We start from the raw sequence: 17,046 nt of genomic DNA, 5'->3' as shown, positions 1-17,046 counted from the left end.
AGTTTCATTAGAGTTTTCAACTACTGAAAACTATTCTAAAAATTTAATATCGATAGCGCATCATCATCGTTCATTTAATCGATAATATTCAAAGAACTATTAGGTTATAAGGTGCCAAATCTGATAAATATGCATGCCACTTAGTAATATTTTTAAATGTACTGACCGTTCATATTCATATCTTGACCATTCATCGGAAATACTATATCTGGTTGTTACACTTTTGCTTGCATAGCGTTACAATAAGACAGCTAGGATACAAAGCGTTTATAGAATAGAGCAAGAAAGGTAAATCATCGTTAAATATAGGCATAATTTTTGATGGGTACAGATGAGTAGCAAATGGATTTGCATCGCTTATATTAAGCTCATCGCTTTAGCAACGATAAAGATCATTAATAAATATCAGTATAGAAAACCCTATATTTCATGACGAATAGCTCAAACTATGGTGAGAGAAGTTAAGGAGCTGGGTATGAATAATGAGTTGAGAGGAAGCGATTTAACACGCGCATTGCTTGCACGAGGTGACAAACAAATATGGTGCGCAGTCGATGATGACAGTGACGAACAAGCGATGATGGATCATTGTGGTAACGATTTTACCGCTTATATTGTCGAATTTAAAGATGGCTGTTTTTACTGTAATTGTGGTACGGCTTGGCTGTTCGCAGTACCCATAAAAACAGTGGCTGCAACACAATATGATATGAATATTTGAATAGCCTATTTTCCATACTTTAAGTTAGAGAGTATAAATGGCAATAGCACCACTATATTTTCAGAAAAAAGCCTCCTAAATCGGAGGCTTTTTTGCAGCTTATATCAAGCATTTGGTGCATCAGGCTGCACCATAGGGTCAGCGTCGGCAAAAGCCTTTAATGTTCGACAGTGGGCGTCGATCGCAACGATATTTGGATAAGCACTGAGATCTACCTTGAAGCGTTCGGCAGAAGAGACCTGCGGAATCAGATAGCAATCTGCAAAAGTAGGGCTGTCGCCATAGCAGAATTTACCGTGTGTTTTGTCTTGTGCCAAGCGTTTTTCGAGAGCGTCAAAACCTTCAATCATCCAGCGATGGCACCAAGCCATAACTTGATCTTCATCTACTGACAGTTCATTACGCAGATACTGCAAGACACGTCGGTTATTTAGCGGATGGATATCGCAGCCAATCATAGCGCTTAAAGCCCTTACTTGCATGCGACCTGCTGCATCTTTGGGCAACAAAGGATGCTCAGGATAGACCTCTTCTAACCACTCCAAAATAGCAGGACTTTGATACAACCATAAGTCATTTACTTGTACGACGGGTACCAAGCCTTGAGGATTAATAGATTGAAAGATGGCTTCTAATTGCTCATCTTTTGCTAAATTAACCGCAACGTAATCGTAATCTAACTGCTTTAAATTCATTGCGATACGTGTACGGTAAGAGGTACTACTGCGAAAGTAGCCATAAAGTGTCATCATAGGGCATTCCTTTTATTATGCTGTGTTGTGAGTAAGATAAAGGGTTATAATTACTGAGCTTACTAATGTCTTAAAGAGTAAAAGATACCTATTATGACATTAAGTCTTTATTTCAATTTTCTAATATTGTATTGATAACGCATTCAGTTAATCATTCACAGAGTAAACCATGCCAGCAGCTGAAAACCTGATAGAAAATCTTCCTACGATGAATAAAAACCAAGGCGGCGTACAATCGCTTGAGATTGGGCTGTCGGTATTAGACGTGCTCATCGATTGTAACGAGCCGATGATGCTAAAGGATATTGCACAAGCCATGCAAATGCATCCAGCAAAGTGCCACCGTTATTTGGTCAGTCTTATTCGTAAACACTATGCTCGCCAGCTCAGTGATGGACGTTATGGACTTGGTGATAGAGTTCATGCAATGGGCGCGCTAGGAGCAGTAGGTCATAGTGGGTTTAATCAAAATAATATCTTGGATCGTCTGACGCATATTGCTAATGAGATCAAAGACATGCTTAATTGCGGTGTACAAATCGCTAAATGGTTCAGCGAAGGTCCCATTATCATTCAATCTGTTGAACCAGATAGCGCTATTAGTATTATTACTCGTATCGGATCGCGTATGCCCTTGACTACGTCGGCGACAGGTCATTTGTTTGCAAGCTATCAGCCAGATACCATTATCAAACCCTTGGTCATCGCAGAATGGCAGGCGAAGCAAGAGCAAGCAATAACGGAGAAATGGCAGTACTTTAACCAGTTGCGAGCGAAAGTTCGTACCCAAGGCTATGCGACTGTTACTGGTGATATGTTAATGGGGATTAATGCGATTACTATTCCCGTTATCATACCGCAGCTCTCAACCACTGCGAATCTATATGACAAAGACAAACTATCTGTTGAAAGTTTGTCTTTGGAGTATGCCATTACTATCATTGGTACCACAGAGCAGTTGCCCATGAGTGAGCAGCATAATGTGGTCGAGCAAATATTAGCAATTGCACAGCGTTATCAAATAGTGTAGCTCGTAAAATAGCTAAAACTTATCTTAGCTATTTTATAAAGAATAATCTAAACGCTAAAAAATATTACTCACCGGCAGGCGCGACTTCTCGTGCTTCAGCCAGCTCCTCTGCATGTAGAAACTGAGTATGAGCGGGTGCGCGTTTGGTACGTGACCATTCGTCCAGCATCTCATATTTCATCTCTTCAGTAATCATCGAAACTTTTTCTTCTGAGGTAATATCATCGTAAGTAAGCTCCATACGATGTCCATTAGGATCGAAGAAATAGATAGAATGGAAGATGCCATGATTCGTCACACCGACCACGTCGATGCCGTTTTCTTCCAAATGCTTTTTAGCTGCCATTAAGGCATCACGGTCTTTTACCTTCATCGCTAGATGTTGTACCCAGCTTGGCGTATTAGGGTCAAAGCCCATTTCAGGCTGATTAGGCACTTCAAAAAATGCCAATACATTGCCATTGCCCGCATCTAAAAACACATGCATATAAGGGTCAAAGGCTTTGGTCGAAGGTACATGATCCTCAGCGAATGCTAGGATGAAATCCATATTCAGATATTTTTTATACCATTCAACGGTTTCTTTAGCGTCTTTGCAGCGATAGGCCACATGATGGATTTTTTCAATTTTAAAACTCATATCAAACTCCTTTTGATAGGGCGTACGATTCAACACACTGTCAGAGCATCATTAATAGATAATAACTATTTGAAAGTGTGAGCCGTTTATTTATACAGCTGGTTTATGTCCGACTGTTATTTGTCAAAATCGAAGGTAAGGGCAGGCAATACTTTGCCGCGTACTTCGCCAAAGCCAACACGAATACCGTCTTTTTCGCTATAGCCTTTCATGATGACCGTGTCGCCATCTTCGATAAAGCTGCGTGTCTCACCGCCTTGGAGGGTGACAGGTTTGGTTGCATTCCACGCAATCTCTAACATTGAGCCATAAGAATCAGGCGTCGGTCCTGAGATAGTCCCTGAACCCATCATATCGCCCACTTCTACTTTACAGCCAGTAATAGTATGGTGAGTCAACTGCTGCGCCATTGACCAGTACATATATTTAAAATTGGTTTCGCAAACCACCGTTGCTTCTTCAGCATTTTCAGGCAATAGTTCTACTGATAAATGAATGTCATAACTATTATTGCTGTCTTTTTCGTTCAGATAAGCAAGCGGCTTTGGTTCTTGCGTTGGGCATGGCATCTTGAACGGTGCTAAGGCTTCCATCGTCACAATCCATGGGGATACTTCAGAGGCAAAAGTTTTGGCGTTAAATGGACCTAATGGCACGTATTCCCATTTTTGAATATCACGAGCTGACCAATCGTTCAGCAAAACCATACCGAAAATATGATCAATAGCATTATCTACGGCAATCGGTTGACCAATATTATTACCTTTGCCAACGACAAACGCCGTTTCAAGCTCAAAGTCCAGACGCTTACAAGGTGAGAAAATAGGGCGGTCATCGGCATTGGGTTTTAGCTGACCCGATGGACGTATCACATCTGTACCACTGACGATGACGGTGCTGGCGCGTCCGTTATAGCCTACTGGCATCTCAGTCCAGTTAGGCAATAAGGCGTTACTTGGGTCACGGAACATAGTACCGACGTTGGTTGCGTGTTCTTTAGACGAATAGAAATCGGTAAAGCCGGGCACTTGAACCGGCAAATGCATAGTGACATCTGATTGTTGAAATAGGGCTTTTTGCTGCAAATCTGTGTTGTCACGTAAAGTATCGCAATCACTAGAGAGTAGCGTTTGAATCGTTTTACGCGCTTTGCTCCAATTGTCTCGACCAGAATTAATAAAGGCGTTTAACGTGTTTTGATCGAAATATGAACCACCGTCTAAACTCAATAGCCCTTCAGCTTCAAGTACCGATAAGTCTAATACTTGCTCACCAATAGCCACGCCAGCGCGACGTTTGCCGTCAGTACTTTCACTAAAAATGCCATAAGGCAGATTATGAATAGAGAAGTCAGAATCGGTTGCAATATCGAGGAAAGATGAGAGGTTTTTGTCAATCGTTGACATGATCGGCTCCTTGCTAAAGCGAATATTAAATTACGTTATAATTAACTACTTACGTATAATGTAATTTATAGCGTAATCGATTGCAAGTTTTTTTATGTGCTCGTTCTATAAATTGATTGAGTTTTGACCGAGACTAAAAGCTATTTGGTTATTGTTTTTGCTAAAAATATCACCACTACGAAATCCAACGCATGAAAAAAGGCTAAGTAATGATACTTAGCCTTTGTTTATATTTTAATAAAAGCGATGAGGGAATTAATCTTTTAAAACGTCAACCATCGCATTGGCAACATAGTCGATATTGGTACTGTTTAAGCCGGCAACACACATACGCGAGTTCGATACCATGTAGATACCATACTTGCTTTGTAGTTGTGCAACTTGTTCAGGCGTTAGACCTGTAAAGCTAAACATACCGTTCTGGGCGGTCAAGTAATCAAAGCTACGACCTGGGATTTTTTCTTCTAATACTGATTTGAGTTTGGTACGCATAGATTTGATACGGTCACGCATCGCATATACTTCGCCAACCCATTGCTCATGTAGCGCTTCGTCGTTCATAACGATATCAACCACGCGACCACCATGTGATGGCGGGCTTGAGTAGATACGACGTACCGTAGAGTTCAGCTGACCAAAGACGCGATCAGTTTCATCTACCGTTGGGCAAACAACTGATAGACCACCGACACGCTCGCCATATAGCGATAAGTTTTTAGAGAATGAGTTACTCACAAACAATGGCAGACCCATATCAACCGCTTTGCGAATTGCGTAAGCATCGCTGTCCATATCTTCGCCAAAGCCTTGGTAAGCGATGTCCATAAATGGAATCAGCTCACGCGCTTGAATGACGTTTAGCACGGTATCCCACTGCTCACGAGTCAAGTCCATACCGGTTGGGTTATGGCAGCAAGGGTGCAATAAGATGACGTCGTCTTTATTTAAAGTCTCAAAAAAAGCAATCATCTCATCAAATTTGATGCTGCTGGTCGCTTTGTCGTAGTACGGATATTTACCGACTTCGACGTCAGAGCCTTCAAAGATAGCAATGTGGTTGCCCCACGTTGGGTCGCTGACGTAGCATTTAGACTGCGGGAACCATTCATGGATAAATTCTGCGCCCACTTTTAACGCACCAGAACCGCCGATAGTGGCGATGGTCGCAACCAAACCGTCTTGTAAGATTTGAGCGTCTTTACCAAACAGCAATTCCTGACAACCTTTACGGTGTCCGGGTAAGCCGGCCATTGGCAAATAAGGACGAGGAGAGATTGGGTCTGCAATACGCTGCTCAGCCGTTTTGACACACTCAAGGACTGGCAATTTGCCATCCTCATCATAATAAACGCCCACGCCTAAATTGACTTTATCTGGGTTGGTGTCGGCGGCAAATTTGTCCATCAATCCTAAGATCGGGTCACCGGCATAATAATCGATACGTTCAAACATTTTTTTTCCTTACAAGGGAGATGAGTTAAGGCGTTAAAAAGCATAAACCAGTTTGGCGATTAACTCAACGTTAGATTCAGTGATACTGATTAATTAACGCATTTTTTTGTTTATTGGCAAATTTTTGGACAGATTTTAGCCCTTGCCAAACTTAAGTAATGAGTTGGTTAAAGGAGGCTTAAATACACTTAAATACTCTGTAAATCATCAAAGTGACTCGCAAAGTAAGATTGCAAGAATTGCTTAAAGGCAATGCTGGCGGGTGATAATGCCCGTGACGAGCGTTGGTAAATAAAAAAGCGGCGCATCTTGACCGGTTGTGCCAAGGGGCGCATCTGTAAGCCATTGGCGCTTACCCAATCTATCACCTCCGGCATATAAGGCAAGCATAAGGTAATGCCAAAACCTTGGCGGGTCATCTCAAGGGCGGTGGACATAAAGTTAACTTTATAGCGTGCTTGTTGGATATGGCTGGCAATACTTTCATCAAGCTCGGCGGTCACTTGCTCAATAAACGGCCCTTGCAAGGTAATAAGCGGAATGTCTACCAAGTCCTGCCAGACGACTTCTGATTTTTGTGCCAGCGCATGGCTGTCAGGCATCACCACACAAAACGGCAGCTGATATAACAAATCGGCGCTGATGTCATCCTCAGATTCCATAAAACCAAGCTCAGTCCCGACGCCCAAATCTACCTCGATGTTTTGAATGTGTTCTAAAACATTTTCAGCTGAGCAATCAAGTAAAGACACGCTGATATCTGGATATTCTTTAGCAAACTGGGCAATAACCGCTGGCATGGAGGAGGCGGCAAATTGCGACACCGCAAGCCTAACCTGACCTTGTGCCAAACTTGTCAAACTACTGGCTTCATTTTCAAACAGCTGCATCTCATTTAAGATACGCCGCGCTTGTGGCAATAAATGATGCCCGACAACGGACAAAGAAAGCTGGCGTGTGGTGCGATCAAACAACACGATACCGAGGCTAGATTCTAGCTCTTTAATCAAACCACTGACGGCAGATTGGGTTAAATGCATCTGCTCACTGGCACGGGTAAAACTGCCATTGTCGGCAACGCTGATAAAAGCGGTCAATTGGCGAATACTGATATTCATAAGCAAACCTGATAAATAAATCAAAAAATACGATTAGTCTTATAAATCAAGCTAATCTAATATAAATGCATCGTCAATAAGAATATTGATTGAAGTTATTTTTTAGCATTATATTTTTACTGTTTTTTATACCACCAATTGAAATTAAGGATGATTACAATGGCCGATTTATTTGAAAACCCAATGGGATTGCAAGGGTTTGACTTTGTTGAATTCGCCTCACCTCAACCACAAGCTGTTGCAGAGTTATTTGAGCAGTTGGGTTTTACCCATGTGGCCAATCACCGCTCAAAGGACGTGGCGTTATACCGTCAAGGTGATATCAACCTTATCATCAATCGTGAGCCAAAAAGCCAAGCCAGTTACTTCGTTGAAGAGCATGGCGCAGGGGCTTGTAGCATGGGTTTTCGCGTCAAGGATTCTAAAAAAGCCTATGAGCTGGCGATTGAAAAAGGTGCGCAGCCAGTAGATGTGCCAACAGGGGTGATGGAATTAAGACTGCCTGCTATCAAAGGCATTGGCGGCTCTCTCATCTATTTGATTGACCGTTTTAAAGATGGCGAGTCTATCTATGATGTCGATTTTGAATTCTTACCAGACGTTGACAGACGCCCTGTAGGTTATGGCTTTAAAGTCATTGACCATCTAACGCATAACGTTTACCGCGGCCGTATGGCGTATTGGGCAAACTTCTATGAGCGCATCTTTAACTTCCGTGAAATCCGTTATTTCGATATCAAAGGCGAGTACACCGGCCTGACCAGTAAAGCGATGACCGCCCCTGATGGCAAAATCCGTATCCCGTTAAACGAAGAGTCTAAGCAAGGCGGCGGCCAAATCGAAGAATATTTGATGCACTTTAACGGTGAAGGTATTCAGCATATCGCGCTATTGAGTGATGATTTATTGTCTAGCATCGACAAATTGCGAGAGATGGGCATTCCACTCATGACGGCACCAAATGATACTTATTATAAGATGCTTGATGAGCGTCTACCAGGTCATGGCGAGAATATCTCTGAGCTACAGATGCGCGGTATCTTGTTAGATGGCACGACCGAGGGCGATGTTCCGCGTCTACTGCTACAGATTTTCTCTGAAACCATCTTAGGAAGCCCAGTATTCTTTGAGTTTATCCAGCGTAAAGGCGATTATGAAGAAGGCTTTGGTGAAGGTAACTTTAAAGCATTGTTTGAATCTATCGAGCGCGACCAAGTACGCCGCGGCATGGTTGGTCAGACAGAGACTGAAACGCCATAATTGTCAGAGATTTTTTAAGAGTACTTTTAAAAAAGCACTTTTCAATAAGTATTAAAAGGGCAAGATGAAAGGGGTTTATCTTGTCCTTATTACCTTTGTTACTCTGCTATTTAATAATAAAACGCTCAAAGCTAGGCAGACAAAGTGAATAAAGCAAATGACTGATACCAAGGTATTAGACTCATTGCAATATTAAGGAAACTAGGCATGGAAAGCCGTCAAGAGAGAACTGCGTACATAAAGCCTCTCAGTAGCAATTCGTTAAGCACTGAAGCTTCTACTCATCATTTAACTCAGAAGAAGCAACCTTACGTATCGCGTCAGCCAGACAATCATGGTCATATTCATTATAGTGACGATGAAAACGCGATGTGGCAAGCGCTGCTTGAACGTCAAGCCAAGCAAATACCCAATCGTGCCAGTTCAGCCTATATCGAGGGTTTAGAGAAACTCAAATTACCGGCAACGCATATTCCGCAACTACAAGATATTGATGAAGTATTGCAAGCCAATACCGGTTGGCAAACCGCTGCTGTACCGGCGTTAATCAGCTTCGGTAAATTCTTCAAACTCTTAGCTGATAAACGCTTTCCGGTTGCGACCTTTATCCGTCGTTTTGATGATATGGACTATATCGAAGAGCCAGATATTTTTCATGAAATCGTTGGGCATTGTCCGCTGCTGACCCATCCTGCGTTTGCAACTTTTAATGAGACTTATGGCAAGCTTGGTCTCAATGCGACCAAGCAAGAGCGTCTTTATTTAGCGCGCCTGTATTGGTTCACCATCGAATTTGGTCTAATGGGTGCTACCAAAGAAACCCGCAAGATTTATGGCGGCGGCATTTTAAGCTCACCGTCTGAAACCATCTATGCCCTAAGCGATGAACCGGACTGTCGTGCGTTTGATTTGATTGACGTCTTGCGCACTCCTTACTGTATTGACCAAATTCAGCCTATCTATTATGCAATTGACGATTTGGATACGCTATTCGATATCGTGAATAGTGACATTATGGGCGCTGTACAAAAGGCGATGAGTTTAGGACTGTTTGAGCCAACGTATGCTATCAAAACTGCTTAATAGACAGTACATTTTTCATAAGTAATAAAAGAACCAACGTCAACACGGACGTACATTTATTAAAAAATTAATCGTTAAAATAAAAGGACATTACAATGACGACATTATCACAAGCCAGCTGTGAAGCCTGCCGTATTGGCGCACCGACAGTCAGCGACAGCGAAGCAACAGAGCTATTACAACAAATTCCAGAGTGGACGTTGATTGAGGTCGATGGCATCAAGCAATTACAGCGCCAATATAAATTTAAGAACTTTGTCTTAGCAATGGCATTTGCCAATGAGCTTGCTGAGATTTCTGAGGCAGAAGGGCATCATCCGGGCATATTGGTAGAGTGGGGCAAGGTTACGGTCACTTGGTGGTCGCATAGCATTAAAGGTTTGCATCGCAATGACTTTGTCATGGCAGCCAAGACCGACAGCTTACTCACCAAATAATCAGAGTAGCAATACTGCTAGCAACTGATTAAACTTGTCACCCCAAAATCAAACCCCAATGCCAGAAACCACTGGCACACTAAGGATGTGTGATGCCTCCAAAAATTCTAACCCAAATCTCACCGCAACTGGCATTTATGATTTCAGCCATTGTCATTGCTATCATGGGCGTTACCATGATTGGCTTTGGCTGGGTACCGCATTTATCATTAATCCTCGCTATCTGTGTCCTGCTAGGCATTGGTATATTTAAAGGATTAAGTTTTGATGACATGCAAGCGCAAATGGCATCCGGCGTTATGCGCGGTATTGGTGCGATCTATTTATTCTTCTTTATCGGTTTGATGGTCGCCGCCTTAATGATGTCTGGTGCTATTCCAACCTTGATGTATTTTGGTTTTGAGCTAATATCTCCGCAATATTATTATATCTCCGCCTTTGTGTTGACCTCTATTATTGGTATCGCTTTGGGCAGTAGTTTGACGACTGCTGCGACGCTTGGCGTGGCTTTCATTGGTATGAGTGATGCCTTTGATGCTAACGTTGCGATAGCGGCAGGCGCTGTGGTATCAGGGGCGTTTTTTGGTGATAAAATGTCGCCATTATCGGATACTTGTACCATTGCTTCAGCAGTTGTAGGCATCGATTTGTTCGAGCATATACGCAATATGACGTATACCACAGTTCCGGCATGGATATTAACGGTTATATTATTTTGGTTTTTCTCTGGACAGACGGCTGGCTCAGATTTAAGTCAAGTAACGGTGCTAAAAGGACAATTGATTGACAGTGGTTTGGTACATGGTTATGCGGTATTGCCATTTGTGGTCTTGATTGCGCTGGCTCTATTTCGAGTTAATGCCATTTACACCATTATTTGTACCATTGCTGTGGCAATTATCATTACTTATATGCATAGCACGCCAAACGTTGGGCAGTTGGGTGGTTATTTCTTTGCAGGTTATACACCCGCAGAGTCATTAGAGCTTGGTGAAGTGGGCGGTATGCTGTCGCGTGGCGGTGTACAAAGTATGTTCTTTACTCAAGCCATCGTGATATTGGCGCTGAGTTTAGGCGGATTGCTGACGGCGTTGGGTATCTTGCCAGCACTGTTATCTGGTATCAAAGACAATTTAACGACAGCAGGACGCGCCATTTTTGCCGCTGCCATGTCAGCGCTGAGTATCAATGTCCTTATCGGTGAGCAGTATTTGAGTATTCTTTTATCTGGTACGGCATTTCGTCCGACGTTTGAGCGCTTGAACTTGCATCCAAAAAATCTATCACGCACCATTGAAGATGCCGGTACAGTGATCAATCCACTTGTACCATGGAGTGTGTGCGGTGTGTTTATCAGCCAAGCGTTAGGTGTGCCAGTGCTTGATTATCTACCTTATGCGTTCTTCTGCTATTTATCATTGCTACTGACAATATTGTTTGGCTTTACAGGGATAACGATTACGCGTAAAGATGGGTCTAGCGTCCGTAAGCATCAAAAAGCGCAAGCAGTTAATTAAATAACGGCTATATAAACCCCTTTAAAGAATATTCATTCTTTAAAGGGGTTTTTTCGTAATAGGCTAATCATCTGCTCTAAAAAATCAGCGACGTGCTTATGAAGGTTTTCTCGATAGGCCCAATGATGCTTGACCTCGTAACTTGCCTCATTGGGCAGTAGTATTTTCATCACCCCCATCTCTTCATAACGCTTTGCCAAATCATTGGGCAAGTAGCCGACATGATGACCCGCTAAAATTAATTGCGCGGTTGCCTCCATATGATAAGTGGTGGCACTCAAGGTTTTTGGGCGGACATGATTGATACTCAAATCAGTAATATAGCCTCGTTTTATCCATGGATAGTTTTGTTCCAAACCCTCAAAGGTTAACCCTTCCGCCTCATAAAATAGCTGATGCTCACGTCCACAGCAAACCACTTGCTTTTCGATAAATGCTGGCTGGAAAGTTAATAGGGGTGGGAAGCTACCAAAATATCCCACGCCAATATCACTTTCATTACTTAAAAGCTTATCAAGCATACTCTCAGGGCTTTGCACATCGATAGAAAAATGTATTAATGGATTATTACGATAGCTTGCTGCTAAGCACTGACGTAACGCATCATAAAAAACCGTTGGCATTTGATCGATAAGACATAACCGAATATGACCGCCGCGTACCGAATCCAGTTGCCGAATATAGTGCAGTTGATGCTGAAAGCTTGCCACCGCTTCGGTAAAACTTAAGCAAGCCTCGTAAACCGCTGCCCCATCTTCTGTCAGCTTAAAACCCGCGTGTCCACGATGACAGAGCGTCATACCCAAGCGGCCTTCTAAATGGGTCAAATGACCGCTGATGACAGACGGCGTGACATTTAAGCGTGACTGCGCGGCGGTCACACCTTGACACTCTACGATGGCCATAAAGCTCCGCAGGGTTTTGATGTCAATTTTTATCAATTCATCTAGCATCGAAAGTCATGTCCCCGTATCTATTGTCTTAACCGATTTTTTTATAAAACTTCTATAAATAACGGATAAATCAAAGTTACTACGAAAAACCAGAAGCTTACTTCTAAATTTTACCATGGTCTCGCCTCTGATATTTAGGTATTGTCAGAGCTATAGAAAAAGTGGCATAGATAAAAAGTAATATAGACAAATTGTCTGTTTTGACCAATCGATACAAGGATGTAAGTGATGAAATTTAATCAACCATTAAGCGGCAACGATATGCCAAGATTTGGCGGCTTCGCTTCTATGATGCGCCTGCCAACCCAAGCCGATGCTGAAGGACTGGATGTAGCATTCGTTGGGGTGCCTTTAGATATTGGCGCCTCAAACCGTAGCGGTGCAAGATTGGGTCCGAGACAGATTCGCGATGAATCACGCATGATTCGCCCTTATAACGTCGCCACTCGCGCCGCTCCCTTTGAGTCTTTGCAAGTCGCTGACATTGGCGACGTTCCTATCAATACCTTTAACCTGCTAAAAAGCGTCGATATTATTGAGAAATTCTATACCGATAAAATTGTCAGTCATGGCGCTATTCCTTTAACGTTAGGCGGTGATCATACGATTGCACTGCCTATCTTGCGTGCGCTTGCCAAAAAACATGGGCCTGTTGGGATGGTGCATATCGATGCGCATGCTGATATCAATGATGAAATGTTTGGCGAAAAAATTGCTCATGGCACACCATTTCGCCGCGCAGTTGAAGAGAACCTCATTGATGGCAACCGTGTGGTACAAATTGGCTTACGTGGTACGGGTTATAGTGCTGAAGAGTTTGATTGGTCAACCGAGCAAGGTTTTCGAGTAGTGCCTGCTGAAGAATGTTGGTATAAATCACTGACACCTTTGATGGCAGAAGTGCGCGAGAAGCTAGGTGATGGTCCCGTCTATCTAAGTTTTGATATTGATGGGATTGATCCTGCGTTTGCACCGGGTACGGGCACCGCGGAAATCGGTGGCTTAACGTCAACACAAGCTATTGAGATCATTCGTGGTATGCGCGGACTTGATGTGGTTGGTGGCGATTTGGTAGAGGTGTCACCGCCGTATGACCCGTTTGGTAACACCTCAGTACTAGCCGCGAACCTGCTATTTGAGATGCTATGTATTCTACCGGGCGTGCGCTATGACGACAAAGTCAAAGCCATTTATTGAGCATGATTTATAATTCCAAACTGTCCTTTATAAGGAATTAAAGGGCAGTTTGGGTTTAGCTTGGATTTGATACTGAACTACTTATTTACTTGCTATTGAATTTTTAGGATGATTAACTCATGACGCATTCTCTCCAAACGCCTTCTTCATTGCCAAAATCTGCGCTAGTTACCTCATCTCTAACTTGCGGTGAGCTACTCGTACAGTGGCTAGAATATTACGGGGTTGAGACGGTATTTGGTATTCCGGGCGTACATACGGTCGAGCTATATCGTGGCCTGCCCAATACCGATATCCGCCACGTGACACCGCGTCATGAGCAAGGCGCAGGCTTTATGGTTGATGGTTATTACCGCGCGTCTGGCAAAGTCGGGGTATGCTTTATCATCACCGGTCCCGGCATGACCAATATCATGACGGCAATGGCGCAAGCATTGGCAGATTCTATACCGATGCTAGTGATATCTAGTGTCAATAAAGTGCAGCATACCGGCAGCGGTGAAGGGCACTTGCATGAATTGCATGACCAGCAAGGTATGGTCAGTAAGGTTGCGCTCATGAGTAAAACCATCTGGCAACCTGAGTCGTTACCCAAAGTCATCGCTGAAGCTTTTGCGTTATTTAATGGCGCGCGTCTGGGACCAGTTCATATCCAGTTGCCTATTGATGTGATTACCGCCGATGCCAGTCATGTCGCCAAGCCGCCTGATTTAACCTCTAATTTTAATAAAACTAAAAATTTAAATAACACTGCAAAAAGCCAAGCTGATGATGGTTTAACACTACCGCAAGTCATGAGACCACTACCTCATCCTGCGCAATTATATTTGATTGTTGAATCTCTAAAAGCGGCAAAAAATCCAGTATTGCTCTATGGTGGTGGCTGCGTTGATGTTAATCATGACGCGCAAAAACTGGCAGAACTTATCGATGCGCCCACCTTTTTGACCATCAATGCCAAAGGTTTACTGCCACCTGCTCATCCGTTGAGTTTGGGTAGCAATCAGTCATTAGACGCCGGTCGCGCCGTCATTAGCGAGGCCGACTTAGTATTGGCGATTGGTACTGAGCTTGGCGAGACTGATTACGATGTTTTCTTTAACGGTGGCTTCCAAATCAATGGCATGTTGATTCGCATTGACTGCGATGCCCAGCAATTACAGCGTCCGTTTAGAGCGGATATTACGCTATTGTCTGATGCGCAAATGGCCATTAGCGGTTTATGTACGCGCTTAGAAAATCAACCGCTGAATCATCAAGCCCTCGTGAGAGTAGCAAAGGTAAAGCAGGCGTTGATAGAGGAAATGACACCAGACTTTGCTGGTCAAAATGCGCTGCTACAGCTGATTCGAGATGAAGTAAAAGACGTCATATTTGTTGGTGACTCGACCCAGCCTGTTTATAGTGGCAACCTTGGTTTTGAGGCCTTAGCGACGCGCCGATGGTTTAATTCATCGACTGGCTTTGGCACCTTGGGTTATGGTTTGCCTGCCGCTATTGGTGCCATGATTGGCTCAAAATCGCCGGTTGTGAGTCTGATTGGCGATGGCGGCATTCAGTTTACTATCGCAGAATTAATCTGCGCCGCCGAGCTTGAGCTGCCATTGATTGTGCTGTTATGGAACAACCAAGGTTATGGTGAGATTCGCCGCTATATGGAAGAGGGTGGCCTGCCACTGATTGGGGTCAATATTAAAACCCCGAACTTTGAGCCATTAGCCGCAGGATTTGGCGCAGGCTATCGCAGAATCACAGCCAAACAGCAACTGATCGAGGTATTAAAAGAAGACATCAAAGGCACACAACCGATGATTTATGAAGTTGATGAAGCTGATGAATTTCTTCTTGAAATGGGCAAGAGTTTTACCTGTTTTAGCTGATGTAATCAAGCATCATTTACATGAAAAATAACTAATAAAACGGCATTCAACTATTTGCTCAATTCGCTAAAACTAGGGATAGGTCAGACAGCGAAGGAAGAAATTTGGCGATCGTCGCCTATCAAGGAGGATTAAATGACGAATTATATCGATAAGTCGCAGCAGCCGATTTTGGGAAATGACCCTGTCGATCTAGAAACGCCGCAAGGGGCGCAGTGGCAAGCATCCATGTGGAAGTTTTTGCTATTTTCAGCGCTGGGTATGGCATTATTTATCATACCTTTTCAGTGGGATGGCAAAATCACCATTTTACTGGGCGTATTAACCGATACCCTGCAAGCAGTGCTGGGAGGTTATGTTGTTTACGCCGCATTAGCGATTGTTACAGTCTCCTTTGTAGGGGCGCTAGCAGTCAAGGTTTTGAAGCCTAACCTGCCAACAGACTCTATGCGCGCAAAGTTGTTTGATGTCGATTGGTTTTGGCTATCCGCGCGCTTTTTAGGGGCGCTATTTGTTTGGATGATTTACTTACAAATCGGACCTGAGTTTATTATCAACCGCAATACCGGCGGCGTGATTTTTGAAGACCTGATTCCTATTTTGATTCCTTTGTTCTTCTTTGCCATTTTATCATTGCCGTTTTTGACCGATTTTGGTTTGATGGAATTTTTGGGTACCTTGTCGAGTAAGGTGTTTGTCAAACTGTTCCGGTTGCCGGGTCGCTCAGCCGTCGATGCCATGTCTTCTTGGTTTGGCGCCGCATCTATCGGTTTACTTGTGACCATGCAAGAGTATGATAAAAGCTACTACAGTCAGCGCGAAGCAGCCATTATCGCAACGACTTTTTCGGTCACCTCCATCGCTTTTACCTATGTGGTTGCCAAAACCATCGGCGTTGACAATAACTTTGTGTATTTTTATCTGACCATTGCCTTAACGGGCTTTATTGCTGCCATTATCATGCCGCGCCTACCACCATTGTCTTTGAAGCCTGATACTTATCACTTAGGTAAGAGCATGCTTGATGAGGAGATTCCGGCTCAGTACACCACCTATCAATGGGCGCTCAACCGTGCCATCACGCGCGCGCACTCTATGCCAAGTTTGGGTAATATCTTTAAACACAGCCTAAAAAACCTATTTGATATCTATTTTGGCTTGATTCCAGTGGTTTTTGCTATCGGTACTATTGGTCTTGGCTTAGCCGAGTACACGCCGGTATTTAATTGGTTGTCGGCACCGCTCGTACCAGTGCTTGAATTGCTACAAATTCCAGAAGCTGCTGAAGCGGCACCAGCGATGATTATGGGCTTTGCTGATATGTATTTGCCGGCGTTAGTTGGTAAGAGTATTGAGAGTGAGATGACAAGATTTATCGTTGGTGCAGCTTCTATTACCCAGATTATCTATATGTCTGAAGTAGGGGCGCTGATTCTAAAATCAAACATTAAGCTGAATGTGCTAGAGCTATTTATGATTTTTATTCTGCGCACGCTGATCAGTTTGGTGGTCATTACCACTGTGGCGCATCTGTTGTATTAAAAAATGTGCTTGTGCGTAATGCTATGCCAGCAGTCGGTTGTGCCTGATTAAAGGTAGC

General features: G+C 43.4%; 15 protein-coding genes. 9 read left to right on the top strand and 6 right to left on the bottom strand.

Going from position 1 to position 17,046, the window contains the following annotated elements; all coding sequences use genetic code 11:
• The first annotated feature begins 475 nt into the window (after window positions 1-475).
• Entirely contained in the window at window positions 476-721 is a 246-nt protein-coding gene (locus JMX75_RS08925) for a hypothetical protein (protein ID WP_227673011.1), read from the top strand.
• Window positions 722-825: 104 nt separating this feature from the next.
• Here JMX75_RS08925 and maiA read toward each other — a convergent pair whose 3' ends face one another.
• A complete protein-coding gene (gene maiA / locus JMX75_RS08920) occupies window positions 826-1,470 on the bottom strand; it encodes a maleylacetoacetate isomerase (protein ID WP_201532075.1) in 645 nt (214 codons plus the stop codon).
• A gap of 172 nt (window positions 1,471-1,642) precedes the next feature.
• On the opposite strand from maiA, the gene JMX75_RS08915 reads away from it, so the two are divergent.
• Window positions 1,643-2,503 (top strand): IclR family transcriptional regulator, encoded by an 861-nt coding sequence (locus tag JMX75_RS08915; RefSeq protein WP_201532056.1) that lies wholly within the window; start codon window positions 1,643-1,645, stop codon window positions 2,501-2,503.
• A 64-nt stretch (window positions 2,504-2,567) separates the two neighbouring features.
• Here the strand turns inward: JMX75_RS08915 and JMX75_RS08910 are convergent, their stop codons facing one another.
• The 4 genes from JMX75_RS08910 to JMX75_RS08895 form a co-directional block, all read right to left on the bottom strand.
• Window positions 2,568-3,143: a VOC family protein gene (locus tag JMX75_RS08910; protein WP_020443703.1), complete on the bottom strand. Its 576-nt coding sequence runs from the start codon at window positions 3,141-3,143 to the stop codon at window positions 2,568-2,570.
• 116 nt (window positions 3,144-3,259) lie between these two features.
• Window positions 3,260-4,549 (bottom strand): fumarylacetoacetase, encoded by a 1,290-nt coding sequence (gene fahA / locus JMX75_RS08905; protein ID WP_201532055.1) that lies wholly within the window; start codon window positions 4,547-4,549, stop codon window positions 3,260-3,262.
• A 255-nt stretch (window positions 4,550-4,804) separates the two neighbouring features.
• Complete coding sequence (locus JMX75_RS08900) at window positions 4,805-6,001, bottom strand: aromatic amino acid transaminase (RefSeq protein WP_201532054.1); 1,197 nt, start codon at window positions 5,999-6,001, stop codon at window positions 4,805-4,807.
• A 188-nt stretch (window positions 6,002-6,189) separates the two neighbouring features.
• On the bottom strand, window positions 6,190-7,119 hold the full coding sequence (locus tag JMX75_RS08895; RefSeq protein WP_201532053.1) for a LysR family transcriptional regulator: 930 nt from the start codon (window positions 7,117-7,119) through the stop codon (window positions 6,190-6,192).
• A gap of 159 nt (window positions 7,120-7,278) precedes the next feature.
• On the opposite strand from JMX75_RS08895, the gene hppD reads away from it, so the two are divergent.
• From hppD to nhaC, 4 genes are all read left to right on the top strand, one after another.
• Window positions 7,279-8,379, top strand: coding sequence for a 4-hydroxyphenylpyruvate dioxygenase (hppD, locus tag JMX75_RS08890; RefSeq protein WP_201532052.1), 1,101 nt, complete (start codon window positions 7,279-7,281; stop codon window positions 8,377-8,379).
• Window positions 8,380-8,586: 207 nt separating this feature from the next.
• A complete protein-coding gene (gene phhA / locus JMX75_RS08885) occupies window positions 8,587-9,462 on the top strand; it encodes a phenylalanine 4-monooxygenase (RefSeq protein WP_227673013.1) in 876 nt (291 codons plus the stop codon).
• A gap of 95 nt (window positions 9,463-9,557) precedes the next feature.
• Entirely contained in the window at window positions 9,558-9,899 is a 342-nt protein-coding gene (locus JMX75_RS08880) for a 4a-hydroxytetrahydrobiopterin dehydratase (protein WP_201532051.1), read from the top strand.
• Between the two features lie 92 nt (window positions 9,900-9,991).
• Window positions 9,992-11,416, top strand: a complete 1,425-nt coding sequence (gene nhaC, locus JMX75_RS08875) for a Na+/H+ antiporter NhaC (RefSeq protein ID WP_201532050.1) — start codon at window positions 9,992-9,994, stop codon at window positions 11,414-11,416.
• 32 nt (window positions 11,417-11,448) lie between these two features.
• Here the strand turns inward: nhaC and JMX75_RS08870 are convergent, their stop codons facing one another.
• Window positions 11,449-12,369, bottom strand: a complete 921-nt coding sequence (locus tag JMX75_RS08870) for a LysR family transcriptional regulator (RefSeq protein ID WP_201532049.1) — start codon at window positions 12,367-12,369, stop codon at window positions 11,449-11,451.
• A 228-nt stretch (window positions 12,370-12,597) separates the two neighbouring features.
• Here JMX75_RS08870 and speB point away from each other — a divergent pair, with 228 nt between their 5' ends.
• The 3 genes from speB (at window position 12,598) to JMX75_RS08855 (ending at window position 16,988) form a co-directional block, all read left to right on the top strand.
• Complete coding sequence (gene speB / locus JMX75_RS08865; protein ID WP_201532048.1) at window positions 12,598-13,566, top strand: agmatinase; 969 nt, start codon at window positions 12,598-12,600, stop codon at window positions 13,564-13,566.
• Between the two features lie 119 nt (window positions 13,567-13,685).
• Complete coding sequence (locus JMX75_RS08860) at window positions 13,686-15,446, top strand: 5-guanidino-2-oxopentanoate decarboxylase (protein ID WP_201532047.1); 1,761 nt, start codon at window positions 13,686-13,688, stop codon at window positions 15,444-15,446.
• A gap of 135 nt (window positions 15,447-15,581) precedes the next feature.
• On the top strand, window positions 15,582-16,988 hold the full coding sequence (locus JMX75_RS08855; RefSeq protein ID WP_201532046.1) for a YjiH family protein: 1,407 nt from the start codon (window positions 15,582-15,584) through the stop codon (window positions 16,986-16,988).
• Window positions 16,989-17,046 lie beyond the last annotated feature (58 nt).

The organism is Psychrobacter sp. LFX-11D (assembly GCF_904846475.1).
Lineage (GTDB): Bacteria > Pseudomonadota > Gammaproteobacteria > Pseudomonadales > Moraxellaceae > Psychrobacter > Psychrobacter cryohalolentis.
The sequence above is the reverse complement of the archived record's forward strand: the minus strand, read 5'-3'. Positions and strand labels throughout refer to the sequence as shown.

Bases quoted from the DNA above. Each gene is read 5' to 3' on its own strand.
- JMX75_RS08925 (WP_227673011.1), top strand. From the start codon at position 476: ATGAATAATGAGTTGAGAGGAAGCGATTTAACACGCGCATTGCTTGCA.
- maiA (WP_201532075.1), bottom strand. From the start codon at position 1,470: ATGACACTTTATGGCTACTTTCGCAGTAGTACCTCTTACCGTACACGT.
- JMX75_RS08915 (WP_201532056.1), top strand. From the start codon at position 1,643: ATGCCAGCAGCTGAAAACCTGATAGAAAATCTTCCTACGATGAATAAA.
- JMX75_RS08910 (WP_020443703.1), bottom strand. From the start codon at position 3,143: ATGAGTTTTAAAATTGAAAAAATCCATCATGTGGCCTATCGCTGCAAA.
- fahA (WP_201532055.1), bottom strand. From the start codon at position 4,549: ATGTCAACGATTGACAAAAACCTCTCATCTTTCCTCGATATTGCAACC.
- JMX75_RS08900 (WP_201532054.1), bottom strand. From the start codon at position 6,001: ATGTTTGAACGTATCGATTATTATGCCGGTGACCCGATCTTAGGATTG.
- JMX75_RS08895 (WP_201532053.1), bottom strand. From the start codon at position 7,119: ATGAATATCAGTATTCGCCAATTGACCGCTTTTATCAGCGTTGCCGAC.
- hppD (WP_201532052.1), top strand. From the start codon at position 7,279: ATGGCCGATTTATTTGAAAACCCAATGGGATTGCAAGGGTTTGACTTT.
- phhA (WP_227673013.1), top strand. From the start codon at position 8,587: ATGGAAAGCCGTCAAGAGAGAACTGCGTACATAAAGCCTCTCAGTAGC.
- JMX75_RS08880 (WP_201532051.1), top strand. From the start codon at position 9,558: ATGACGACATTATCACAAGCCAGCTGTGAAGCCTGCCGTATTGGCGCA.
- nhaC (WP_201532050.1), top strand. From the start codon at position 9,992: ATGCCTCCAAAAATTCTAACCCAAATCTCACCGCAACTGGCATTTATG.
- JMX75_RS08870 (WP_201532049.1), bottom strand. From the start codon at position 12,369: ATGCTAGATGAATTGATAAAAATTGACATCAAAACCCTGCGGAGCTTT.
- speB (WP_201532048.1), top strand. From the start codon at position 12,598: ATGAAATTTAATCAACCATTAAGCGGCAACGATATGCCAAGATTTGGC.
- JMX75_RS08860 (WP_201532047.1), top strand. From the start codon at position 13,686: ATGACGCATTCTCTCCAAACGCCTTCTTCATTGCCAAAATCTGCGCTA.
- JMX75_RS08855 (WP_201532046.1), top strand. From the start codon at position 15,582: ATGACGAATTATATCGATAAGTCGCAGCAGCCGATTTTGGGAAATGAC.